Source organism: Rhodococcus sp. LMD (genome assembly GCF_056108245.1).
Genome location: NZ_CM148557.1, coordinates 2,986,408 through 2,997,700 on the forward strand (window position 1 = coordinate 2,986,408; position 11,293 = coordinate 2,997,700).

Annotated in this window: 9 protein-coding genes; 2 read left to right on the forward strand and 7 right to left on the reverse strand. The window is 72.6% G+C overall.

From position 1 onward, the window contains the following. Positions 1-187 precede the first annotated feature (187 nt). The 3 genes from bioD to ACWPQI_RS13745 form a co-directional block, all read right to left on the reverse strand. Positions 188-883, reverse strand: coding sequence for a dethiobiotin synthase (gene bioD / locus ACWPQI_RS13735; RefSeq protein WP_017681410.1), 696 nt, complete (start codon positions 881-883; stop codon positions 188-190). After that, complete coding sequence (locus ACWPQI_RS13740) at positions 880-2,019, reverse strand: 8-amino-7-oxononanoate synthase (protein WP_017681409.1); 1,140 nt, start codon at positions 2,017-2,019, stop codon at positions 880-882. The genes bioD and ACWPQI_RS13740 overlap by 4 nt, the downstream gene beginning before the upstream one ends. A 79-nt stretch (positions 2,020-2,098) precedes the next feature. Further along, on the reverse strand, positions 2,099-3,379 hold the full coding sequence (locus ACWPQI_RS13745) for an adenosylmethionine--8-amino-7-oxononanoate transaminase (RefSeq protein WP_017681408.1): 1,281 nt from the start codon (positions 3,377-3,379) through the stop codon (positions 2,099-2,101). A gap of 103 nt (positions 3,380-3,482) precedes the next feature. Between ACWPQI_RS13745 and glgX the strand changes: the two genes are divergently transcribed. Continuing rightward, positions 3,483-5,792 carry a glycogen debranching protein GlgX gene (gene glgX, locus ACWPQI_RS13750; RefSeq protein ID WP_010595232.1) on the forward strand — a complete coding sequence of 770 codons (2,310 nt, stop codon included), beginning with the start codon at positions 3,483-3,485 and terminating at the stop codon, positions 5,790-5,792. Beyond that, complete coding sequence (gene treY, locus ACWPQI_RS13755; protein ID WP_040272581.1) at positions 5,789-8,149, forward strand: malto-oligosyltrehalose synthase; 2,361 nt, start codon at positions 5,789-5,791, stop codon at positions 8,147-8,149. Before glgX ends, treY begins: the two co-directional genes overlap by 4 nt. 212 nt (positions 8,150-8,361) lie before the next feature. Here treY and ACWPQI_RS13760 read toward each other — a convergent pair whose 3' ends face one another. From ACWPQI_RS13760 to ACWPQI_RS13775, 4 genes are all read right to left on the reverse strand, one after another. Then, the gene (locus ACWPQI_RS13760; protein WP_010595229.1) at positions 8,362-8,619 is read right to left on the reverse strand and encodes a chorismate mutase; all 258 of its coding nucleotides are present in this window, start codon (positions 8,617-8,619) and stop codon (positions 8,362-8,364) included. A 122-nt stretch (positions 8,620-8,741) separates the two neighbouring features. Then, a complete protein-coding gene (locus ACWPQI_RS13765; RefSeq protein WP_064066003.1) occupies positions 8,742-9,533 on the reverse strand; it encodes an ABC transporter permease in 792 nt (263 codons plus the stop codon). Then, a complete protein-coding gene (locus ACWPQI_RS13770) occupies positions 9,530-10,303 on the reverse strand; it encodes an ABC-2 transporter permease (protein ID WP_064066002.1) in 774 nt (257 codons plus the stop codon). The genes ACWPQI_RS13765 and ACWPQI_RS13770 overlap by 4 nt, the downstream gene beginning before the upstream one ends. Next, the gene (locus tag ACWPQI_RS13775) at positions 10,300-11,262 is read right to left on the reverse strand and encodes a daunorubicin/doxorubicin resistance ABC transporter ATP-binding protein DrrA (protein ID WP_048771011.1); all 963 of its coding nucleotides are present in this window, start codon (positions 11,260-11,262) and stop codon (positions 10,300-10,302) included. Before ACWPQI_RS13775 ends, ACWPQI_RS13770 begins: the two co-directional genes overlap by 4 nt. Positions 11,263-11,293: the final 31 nt, after the last annotated feature.

An 11,293-nucleotide genomic window follows, 5' to 3' on the forward strand; every position in this document is an offset into this window, starting at 1 on the left:
GACGCCGGACGCGGCGAACACTGCGTAGCACTGACGTAGGGACGCGTCGTCGGGACGCGTCCTCACTGGCACTACGGCTGGTGTCTCAACCGCACCGGATACCCTACCCGAACTCGTCGTCCTCGCACATTCGTTCACCTGCGGGAAGCGTGGCGGTGCGCCCGGCCGGGCGCCGCGGGGACAGGTGTCAGGGCCGAACCGGCAGGCCGAGCCGGTCGGCAGGCAGCCAGCGGGCGGCCTGGTCGGCGAAGGACACCGCGTCGAGGGCGCCGCTGCCCGCCGGGAGGCGCCCGAGGAGGGGCACACCGGTGACCCCGGGCAGATCCTGCAGATTGCACCGCTCGGCCAGACCCGGGTGCTCCGGCCACGCACCGATCACCACGCCCGCGCACTCGACCCCGCCGGCCCGCAACGCGGCGACGGTCAGTGCGCTGTGGTTCAGGGTCCCCAGGGCGGGGGCTGCCACCACCACGGCCGGGGCGCTCACCGCGGCGGCGACGTCGACGAGGGTGAATCCGTCCTCGCCCAGCCGGACGAGCAGCCCACCGGCGCCCTCGACGAGCACCAGGTCGTGCGCGCCGGCGAGCTCGCGTACGGCGGCGACGACGACGGGCAGGTGCAGCAGGGGCCGGCCGCTGCGGCGCGCCGCGGTGTCCGGCGCCAGGGGCTCCGGGTAGCGGGCCAGTTCCACGGTGTGCACGCGTCCCCCGGTGAGCCGGGCGATCTCGGCGAGGTCGCCGGGAGCCTCGTCGGCCACCCCGGTCTGTGCCGGTTTGCATACGGCGACCCGCAGCCCCGCCGCCACCGCCACGGCGGCGTAGGCCGCCGTGACGACGGTCTTGCCCACGTCGGTGGACGTGCCGGTCACACACAGGACCGTCATGACCGTGCCCCGGACAGCACATCGGTGAGGACGTCGTCGATGTGGGCGAGTTCGTCGGCGTCCAGGTTCGCGCGGGCCGTCAGCCGCAGCCGGGACGTGCCCTCGGGAACGGACGGCGGCCGGAAGCATCCGACGTGGACCCCCCGGCTGCGGCACGCCTGCGCGGCGTCGAACGCGACCTGCGGGTCCCCGAGCACCACCGACACCACCGCCGACGTGGGGGCGGCGACCCCGGCGATCCGGGCCAGGTCGGCGGCCCGCTCGAGCACGGCTCGGGCCCGGTGCGGCTCGTCACGCAACACGCGCAGCGCACCACGGGCGGCGCCGACGGCGGCGGGCGCGAGACCGGTGTCGAAGATGAAGGTGCGGGCGGCATCGATCAGGTGGGCCCGGACGCGGGCGTCGGCGAGCACCACGCCGCCCTGCGACGCGAGGGACTTCGAGAGCGTGGCAGTGACCACGACGTCCGGCTCACCGGCGAGACCCGCCTCGTGGACGAGTCCGCGACCGCCCCCGCCCCGGACCCCCACCCCGTGGGCCTCGTCGACGAGCAGCAGCGCGTCGTGTGCCCGGCACGCCGCATGCAGTTGCTGCAGCGGCGCGAGGTCCCCGTCGGCGCTGAAGACGGAGTCGGTGAGCACGAGGGCACGCCGCTCGGTGCGGGTCGCGAGCGCCGTCCGCACGAAGTCGACGTCGGCGTGCGGGGCGATCTGCACCCGTGCGCGGGAGAGCCGGCACGCGTCGACCAGGGACGCGTGGCAGCCCGCGTCGGAGACGATCAGGGTGTCGCGGTCGGCGAGGGCGGTGACGGCGCCGAGGTTGGCGGCGTACCCGCTGGCGAACACGAGACCGGACTCGGCGCCGGTGAACTCCGCGAGTTCACGCTCGAGCAGTTCGTGCTCGCTCGTGGTGCCGGTGACGAGGCGGGACCCGGTGGCGCCACCGCCCCAGCGGCGCAGCGCGGCGGTCGCGGCGGCGAGGACCTCGGGGTGCCGGACGAGACCGAGGTAGTCGTTGGAGGCGAGGTCGACGATGCCCGGCGCCGGGGTGCGCGGATGCAGGGTGCGGCGCAGGCCCGCCGCGCGCCGGGCGTCGGCGACGTCGTCGAGCCAATCCAGGCTGGCGAAGGCGGTCATGCCCGCAGACCATACCTGAACACCGTTCAAGTCGGAATGCGGGCGGCGTGCCCGGCTCGTCCGGCACCCCACGGCGGGGTCAGGTCCGGGCGGCGGCGCACATCCCCGCGGCGATCATCCGCACGTCGTCGGCCGTGCAGATGTACGGCGGCATCGCGTAGATCAGGTTGCGGAACGGACGCAGCCACACGCCGGACGCGACGGCGGCCGCCGTCGCGGCGCGCATGTCCACGGGCCGGTCCAGTTCGAGCACGCCGATGCCGCCGAGCACCCGCGCGTCCACCACGCCCGGCAGCTCCCGCGCCGGCGCCAGACCCGCTTCGAGGCCGGCGCCGAGCGCGGCGACCTCGCCGCGCCAGTCGCGCGAGAGCAGCAGCTCCACGGCAGCGACGGCCACCGCGCACGCGAGCGGATTGCCCATGAACGTCGGGCCGTGCATGATGCCGCCGCCCTCGCCCGCGCTGACCGCCTCGGCGACGGCCGACGTGCACAGCACCGCCGCCAGCGTCAGATATCCGCCGGTCAGCGCCTTGCCCACGCACATGACGTCCGGCGCGACGGCCGCGTGATCGGCGGCGAACAGCTCCCCGGTGCGACCGAACCCGGTGGCGATCTCGTCGAAGATCAACAGCAGGCCATGGGTGTCGCACATCCGGCGCAGCTCGGTCAGGTAGCGGGGGTCGTGGAAGCGCATGCCACCCGCGCCCTGGACCACCGGCTCGACGATCACGGCGGCCAGCTCGTCCGTGTGGGCCTCGAGCGTGGCCTCGAACTCGGCGACGTACGCCGGGTCGAACTCGCGCGGCGGCGCCGGCGCGAACACCTGCCGCTGCAGTACGCCGGTCCACATCGAGTGCATGCCGCCGTCGGGGTCGCACACGCTCATCGGCGCGAACGTGTCACCGTGGTAGCCGCCCCGCCAGGTCATGAGCCGGTGCCGTCCCGGCCGGCCCACCGCGCGCTGGTACTGCAGGGCGAGCTTGACCGCGACCTCCACCGACACCGACCCGGAATCGGCGAGGAAGACCTTGTCCAGGCCGTCGGGGGTGATCCGCACGAGCAGCTCCGCGAGCCGCGCGGCCGGCTCGTGGGTGAGCCCGCCGAACATCACGTGGCTCATCCGCCCCAGTTGGCGCGTGACCGCCGCGTCGAGGGCGGGGTGGCGGTATCCGTGCACGGCGGCCCACCACGAGCTCATGCCGTCGACGAGTTCCCGGCCGTCGGCCAGCCGCAGCCGGGTGCCGTGGGCCTCGTCGACCACGAGCGGCACGGTCGATGCGGGAACGGCCCCGTAGGGATGCCACAGGTGCGCCGCGTCGAGCGTGGCGACCTCGTCGGGATTCAGGCGGCGAACGGTCACGGGGTCCGACTGTAGGCGTCCGCGCCGCGCGGCCGGTCGGCACCTGCGCCGGACCGGCTCACTCGGTCCGTACACGACCGAGGATCCCGCTAGGGTTGCCGTCATGGAACCCACCGAGCCGAGCACGTCCACCGAGGCCCTCCCGGCCGAGATCCCGGTGTGGCCGGGGAACGCCTATCCGCTCGGCGCGACCTACGACGGGGCGGGGACGAACTTCGCCCTCTTCTCCGAGGTCGCCGAGAAGGTCGAACTGTGCCTGATCGCCAAGGACGGCACCGAGACCCGCGTGCCGATCGAGGAGGTCGACGGCAACGTCTGGCACGTCTACCTCCCCACGGTGACCCCCGGCCAACGCTACGGCTACCGCGTCCACGGCCCCTACGATCCGGGGCAGGGTCTGCGCTGCGATCCGAGCAAGTTGCTGCTCGACCCGTACGGCAAGGCCTTCGACGGCGCGTTCGACGGCGATGCGTCGCTGTTCTCGTACGCCATGACGGGGTCCGAGGCCGAGGAGGCCCCGTCGGAACCGGAGCAGTCGGACGCGGCCGCGGAGGACGCCTCCGGTGCGGACGCTCCAGGTGCGGCCACCGCGGAGTCGGGCGACGAGAACGACACGCCGGCCGAGTCCGCCACCGAGCCCAAAGAACCGTCGAATCCCGATTTCCCCCAATTGGATTCGCTCGGACACACGATGACGACCGTGGTGATCAACCCGTTCTTCGACTGGGTCTCCGATCGGCATCCGCGCCGGCCCTACTACGAGACCGTCATCTACGAGGCCCACGTGAAGGGCATGACCGCGACCCATCCGGGCGTGCCGGAGCAGTTGCGCGGCACCTACGCGGGGCTGGCCCACCCGGTGATCATCGAGCACCTGCAGAGTCTCGGGGTCACCGCGATCGAACTGATGCCCGTGCACCAGTTCATGCAGGATCAGGTGCTGCTGGACCGGGGCCTGCGGAACTACTGGGGCTACAACACCTTCGGCTTCCTGGCTCCGCACCTGGACTACTCGTCGGCCAGCAACCCGAGCGGCGTCGTCGCCGAGTTCAAGGCGATGGTGCGCGCCTACCACGAGGCGGGCATCGAGGTGATCCTCGACGTGGTGTACAACCACACCGCGGAGGGCAACCACATGGGGCCGACGATCTGTTTCCGCGGCATCGACAACGCCGCCTACTACCGGCTGGTCGACGACGACAAGTCCTACTACATGGACTACACCGGCACCGGCAACAGCCTCAACGCCCGCCATCCGCACACCCTGCAGCTGATCATGGATTCGCTGCGCTACTGGGTGACCGAGATGCACGTCGACGGATTCCGCTTCGACCTGGCCTCCACCCTGGCCCGCGAGCTGCACGACGTGGACCGGCTGTCCGCGTTCTTCGACCTCGTGCAGCAGGATCCGATCGTCTCGCAGGTCAAGCTGATCGCCGAGCCGTGGGACGTCGGTGAGGGCGGCTACCAGGTGGGCAACTTCCCCGGCCTGTGGACCGAGTGGAACGGCAAGTACCGCGACACGGTCCGGGACTACTGGCGCGGGGAACCGGCCACGCTCGGCGAGTTCGCCTCCCGGCTCACCGGCTCGTCGGACCTGTACGAGGCCACCGGCCGCCGGCCGAGCGCGTCGATCAACTTCGTCACCGCCCACGACGGCTTCACCCTCGCCGACCTGGTCTCCTACAACGAGAAGCACAACGACGCCAACGGCGAGAACAACATGGACGGCGAGTCACACAACCGCTCGTGGAACTGCGGCGTGGAGGGCCCGACCGACGACGCGGACGTGCTCGCGCTGCGGCAGCGGCAGAGCCGCAACATCCTGGCCACGCTGATGCTGTCCCAGGGCACCCCCATGCTCGCGCACGGCGACGAGTTCGGGCGCACGCAGCAGGGCAACAACAACGTCTACTGCCAGGACAACGAGTTGTCCTGGATGGACTGGTCGCTCGCGGAGACGAACGCGGACCTGCTCGAGTTCACCCGCAACGTGATCGCGCTGCGCCGGTCGCACCCGGTGTTCCGGCGACGGCGGTTCTTCGAGGGCCGCCCGATCCGCAGCGGCGAGCAGTCCCGTGACATCGCCTGGCGCACCCCGGCGGGCGAGGAGATGACGCCGGAGGACTGGGACAGCGGGTTCGGCAAGTCGCTGTCGGTGTTCCTCAACGGCGAGGGCATCCACGAGCCGAACCAGCGCGGCGAACGGGTCGTCGACGATTCGTTCCTGCTGTGCTTCAACGCGCACGACGAGCCGATCGATTTCGTCACCCCCGACGGTCCGCACGCCGAGGAATGGTCGGTGGCGCTGGACACGGACGTGCCGGACGGGCTGCGCGAGCAGGTGGTGACCGCCGGGGAGTCGGTGCGGGTGCAGGCCCGTTCGCTGCTGGTGATGCGGAGGACCGCATGAGCCCGCGCCCGGTGTCGTCGACGTATCGGCTGCAGCTCACCGGCGACGGGACGACCTTCGCGGACGCGATCGCGCTCGTGGACTACCTCGACGCGCTCGGCGTCTCCCACGTGTACCTGTCCCCCGTGCTCAGCGCCGCGGCCGGCTCGACCCACGGGTACGACGTGGTGGATCCGACGACGGTGTCGGCGGCGCTCGGCGGCCGCGAGGGTCTCGCGGCCCTGGCCCGCGAGGTCCGCTCCCGCGGGATGGGTCTGCTGATCGACATCGTCCCCAACCACGTCGGCGTCGGCGATCCGCGGGAGAACCCGTGGTGGTGGGACGTGCTGCGGCACGGCCGCACCTCGCCGTACGCGACGTACTTCGACGTCGACTGGGACGCGGACAACGGCTGCGACGGCCGGATCGCCCTGCCCGTACTGGGGTCGGCGACCGACGTCGAGGATCTGACCGTGGACCGTACCGGTGACGAGCCGACGCTGGCCTACTACGAGCGGCGCTTCCCGATCGCCCCGGGCACCGACGCGGGAACCGGAGCGGAGGTGCATGCGCGGCAGGCGTACCGGCTGGTGCCGTGGGACAGCGGCCTGATCGGATACCGCCGGTTCTTCACCGTCGACGATCTCGCCGCGGTGCGGGTGGAGGATCCGGCGGTGTTCGACGCGGTGCACGCCCAGGTGGCGTCGTGGATGGACGACGACCTCACCGACGGCGTCCGCGTGGACCATCCGGACGGACTGGCGGACCCGACCGGCTACCTGCAGCGGTTGCGCGAGCTCGTCGGCCCGGACCGCTGGCTGGTCGTCGAGAAGATCCTCGGCGACGGCGAACCGCTCGACCCGACCCTGCCGGTCGACGGCACCACCGGCTACGACGCGCTCGGCGAGGTCGGTGCGGTGTTCCTCGATCCGCGCGGTGAGAAGGACCTCGACGCGCTCTCGCGTGACCGCACCGGCGCGCCCGGCGACGCGCAGTGGCTGCACGCGCAGGAGAGACAGCTCAAGAGCACGGTGCTGCAGGCGGGTCTGGCACCGGAGGTGCGCCGGCTGGTGCGGGCGGTCCGCCGGGACGCCGCCGATGCGACCTGTCCGGACGAGCACCTGCGCGACGCGGTGATCGCGGTGGTGGCGGAGCTGCCCGTGTACCGGTCCGACTACGCGCCCCTGGCCGGGATGCTGCCCCGCATCCTGGGTGAGTGCGCCCGCGCCGAACCCGCGCTCGAACCCGCGCTCGAGGTGCTGTCGCGGGCCCTGGCCCGGGGCGCAGAGGCGGCGGCCCGGTTCGGGCAGGTGTGCGGCGCCGCGACCGCCAAGGCGGTCGAGGACTGCCTGTTCTACCGCGCGGCGCGGCTGGTCTCCCTCCAGGAGGTCGGCGGCCACCCGGGCCGGTTCGGGCTGCCCGTCGCCGAATTCCACCTCGCCTGGTCGGAACGGGCGCGGTGGTGGCCGCGTGCGATGACGTCGCTGTCCACCCACGACACCAAGCGCGGCGAGGACGTCCGCGCCCGTATCGGGGTGCTCTCGCAGGTGCCGCAACTGTGGGCGGCGTGCCTGTCCGAATGGGAATCCGTCACACCGCCCCCGGACGCCGCCTCGGGACTGTTCTTGTGGCAGAACATCTTCGGGGCCTGGCCGCGTGACGGTCGAGTGACGGAGGAGCTGCGGTCCCGGCTGCACGAGTACGCCCGGAAAGCCCTGCGGGAGAACGGCGTGCGCACCACCTGGACGGAGGTGGACGAGGAGTTCGAGGGCGCGGTGGCGGCCTGGCTCGACGCGGTGTGCGACGGGCCTGTCGGCGCGTCGCTGACCGAGTTCGTCGCGTCGCTGGCCCCGCATTTCTCCGCGGACTCGCTCGGGCAGAAGCTGCTGCAGCTGCTCGGACCCGGCATCCCCGACGTGTACCAGGGCACCGAGTTGTGGGAGGACTCGCTCGTGGACCCGGACAACCGGCGGCCGGTGGACTTCGCCGCGAGGCGCCGGCTGCTCGAGCAGGACCCGCCGCCGGCCGTGGACGACGCCGGTACCGCGAAGCTCGCGGTCGTGCGGTCGGCGCTGCGGCTGCGCCGCGAACGGCCGGCGAGCTTCGTCGGTGGCGCCTACGTCCCGCTGTCCGCGTCGGGTCCGGCCGCCGCTCACCTCATCGGGTTCGGGCGCGGCCCGGCGGCCGACGACGTCGACGTGGTGGCGCTCGCCTCGCGGCACACGGTCACCCTGGAGGAGACCGGATGGGGCGACACGACGCTCGACCTGCCGCCGGGCCGCTGGGTGGACCGGCTCACCGGGCGGCGGCTGTCGGCAACGGTGTCGCCGGCGGAGGTGTTCGCGGACCTTCCCGTAGCCGTGCTGGCCCGCGACTAGGACTGCGCCCGGGGGTGGACAACCCCTCCCGGCGACGCCGGGAGGGGTTGTCCGGATGCTCGATGATGCGGCGAAGGTCCGGTGGTGCGGGCGGCCCCGCGGACAGTGGGTGTGGACCCGGGACCGCCCCGCCGACGACCGACCGGATGAGGTCCGTGTCGACACCCGGAACGAGGGGTGTCGCCCGGCACCGTCGGGCGCGCTCCGCACCGCTAACGCAGGCGCAGCAGGACCAGGGCCAGGGCCGTGCCGTCCTCCCCGAGCTCGGCGGCGTAGCGACGGATCATGCTCATGTCGTGGGCGTGGGTGACGCGGGGCGCCCCCGTCCCGACCCGGAGCTGCCCGATCCGTCGCTCGAGCGCGACACGGCGCCGCACCACGGCGAGGATCTCGGTGTCGAGACTGTCGATGTCGGCGCGCAGACGGGGCAGTTCGGAGTCGGTGGTGCCTGGTTCGGCAACGGCGGTCATTTTGCCTCCCTTCGGGATTCGGCGTGTTCACTGGATCGATCCTCCCGTACCCGGGGGCCGCGAACCAGCCACCCCGGGTGGCGGATTCGCCACCCTGCCGGGATCACCGGCGGCGGATCCGGTCACAGGGCCCGCCGGTATCCGCGGATCACCGGCACGGCGCACACCGCGACCAGGGCCACCGACCAGGCCACGGTGCGCACCAGCGGGCCCTGGACGGCGCCGCCCAGGGCCAGCGCCTGCATCGTCTCGACGGCACTGGTCATGGGCTGGTTGCGGATCACCGGCGCGAGCACGTCCGGGTACGCACCGATCGGCACGAACCCCGGATTGAAGAACAGCATCAGCGTGCACAGCAACGAGATCGCTTCGATGACCACCGTTTTCGCGGCCATGAATGCGGCCGCGGTGACCAGCGCGGCAAACGCCAGCCCGAACAGCACCGGTACGGCCAGGAAACCGATCGCGGCGAGCGGGCCGCGGTGGAAGCGGAAACCGAGCACGACCCCGGCGGCGACGACGACGACGGTGGTCACGGTGATGCGCACCGCCTCGGCGAGGAATCTCGACGCCAGCGCCGAAGCCCGGTGGACGGGCAGCACCCACAGCCGCGCGGGCAGCCCGGCCTCGCACTCGCGGCCGAGCGTGACGGCGCCGGCCAGCGAGCCGAGCAGCGCGCTCATCACGACGACCATCGGCACCGTCCCGTACAGCGCGTCCTGCCCGGCGAACGCCGAGACCTGCCGGCCGAGCACCGCCTCGAGCATGAGCAACAGCAGCACCGGGTAGGCGAGGCTCTGCAGCACCGTCATCGGATCCCGGCGCCAGCGGGTCAGCAGGCGCCCGGCCTGCAGGCCGGTGTGCCGCACGAGAGCGGGAACCGAATTCTCGGGTGTGGTCACGGTGGTGCTCATCGCTGCCTCCGGTTCGTGCGGGTGGCCAGGGGGACGACGACCAGGAGGATCCCGCCGAGCCACAGCAGCGTCGGCGTCAGGGTGGCGCCGGTGCCGTCGGCAAGCCCGCGCAGGCTCGACGCGAACTGGGAGACGGGCTGGTTGCGGACGAACGGCTGGATCCAGGCCGGGAACTGGTCGATCGGAACGAAGCCGCAGGAGAGCATTCCGAGCACGAGCTGCGGCAGCATCAGTGCCTGCGTGGTGGCCTCCGGGCTGCGGAACACGGTGCCGAGCACATCGGCCCCCAGCGTGAGGACCGTGCCGATGGTGAGCGCGAGTACGCAGAACCCGACGGCCGCGGTGGCCCCGGCGAATCGGAAGCCGATCACGTACCCGCAACCGATCGCCGCCGCCAGCGACAGCGCGCACTTGACGGTGCTCGCGGACAGGCGTGCGGCGAGCGGCACGGCCGCCGCGATCGGCATCGTCGCGAACCGGCGGTCGATGCCGTGCACCGCGTCGGTCGCGGCCAGGAACGCGGCGGAGATCGCGGTGAAGGCCACGGCCTGCAGCGCGATCAGCGGCATCAGGAACTGCCCGTAGTCGACGGCCCCGCCGGTGAACAGGGCGATCACCCGTTGCAGCGGCACGTAGAACCCGACGGTGAACACGAGCGGCGCGACGAGCGCGGTGACGAGTTCGCCGCCGCGGACGGCGGGGATCAGGGTGCGCGCGGACAGCACCCACCACTGGTAGAGGGGCGACGGTGCGGCGGTCGTCGTGGTCATGCCACCACCTCGAATCGCGGCCGGGCGGCGGTGAGGGCGAGGAAGACCTCGTCCAGCGACGGCCGCCGCAGCGCGATGTCGGAGACGGCGACGCCGTGGGCGGCGACGGCCGTCGCGACCTGCGCCAGGGTGCCCGCGCCGTGCGGGGCCGGGATCGTGACGCGGTCGGCGGCGACCTCGACCACCGCCGCCGGGGCGAACCGGCGGAGCACGTGCGCCACGGCGGGCACGTCGGCCGCCCGCACCGGGACGACTTCGCAGAAGGTGGCGCCGACGCGCTGCTTCAGCTGGGCGGGGGTGCCCTCGGCGACGACCGTGCCCCGGTCGATGACGACGATCCGGTCGGCGAGCAGGTCGGCCTCCTCGAGGTACTGCGTGGTGAGCAGCGTGGTGACGCCCTGCGCCTTGAAGCCGGCGATCAGATCCCAGACCCGTTGGCGGCTGCGCGGATCGAGGCCGGTGGTCGGCTCGTCGAGGAACACCACCCGGGGCGGGACGACGAGCCCGCACGCGATGTCGATGCGGCGGCGCATGCCGCCGGAGTACTTGCCGACCCGCCGGTCGGCGGCATCCTCGAGGTCGAACTCGGCGAGCAGTTCCCGCGCGCGGGCTCGGGCCGCGCGGCGCCGCAGCCCGAGCAGACGGGCGAACAGGACGAGGTTCTCGAAGCCGGTGAGCATGTCGTCGAGGGCGGCGTACTGACCGGTGAGCATCACCGCCCGGCGCACCCCGGCCGGGTCGGTGACGACGTCGTGCCCGGCCACGACGGCACGTCCGGAATCCGGCCGCAGCAGGGTGGACAGGATGTTCACGGTGGTGGTCTTGCCGGCGCCGTTGGGGCCGAGGACGCCGAGGACCTCACCGGGCTGGGCGGCGAAGCTCACGCCGCACAGGGCCGGGACCGGCCCGAAGCTCTTGGTGACGGCATCGACGAGGACGGCGGGGGTCGAGGGGGACATGGTGCTCCGTTCGGAAGAAAAGGGGGGTGGA

What these genes read in the sequence shown, in the direction of transcription:
- bioD (WP_017681410.1), bottom strand. Translation starts at nt 883, where the DNA reads ATGACGGTCCTGTGTGTGACCGGCACGTCCACCGACGTGGGCAAGACC.
- ACWPQI_RS13740 (WP_017681409.1), bottom strand. Translation starts at nt 2,019, where the DNA reads ATGACCGCCTTCGCCAGCCTGGATTGGCTCGACGACGTCGCCGACGCC.
- glgX (WP_010595232.1), top strand. Translation starts at nt 3,483, where the DNA reads ATGGAACCCACCGAGCCGAGCACGTCCACCGAGGCCCTCCCGGCCGAG.
- treY (WP_040272581.1), top strand. Translation starts at nt 5,789, where the DNA reads ATGAGCCCGCGCCCGGTGTCGTCGACGTATCGGCTGCAGCTCACCGGC.
- ACWPQI_RS13760 (WP_010595229.1), bottom strand. Translation starts at nt 8,619, where the DNA reads ATGACCGCCGTTGCCGAACCAGGCACCACCGACTCCGAACTGCCCCGT.
- ACWPQI_RS13765 (WP_064066003.1), bottom strand. Translation starts at nt 9,533, where the DNA reads ATGAGCACCACCGTGACCACACCCGAGAATTCGGTTCCCGCTCTCGTG.
- ACWPQI_RS13770 (WP_064066002.1), bottom strand. Translation starts at nt 10,303, where the DNA reads ATGACCACGACGACCGCCGCACCGTCGCCCCTCTACCAGTGGTGGGTG.
- ACWPQI_RS13775 (WP_048771011.1), bottom strand. Translation starts at nt 11,262, where the DNA reads ATGTCCCCCTCGACCCCCGCCGTCCTCGTCGATGCCGTCACCAAGAGC.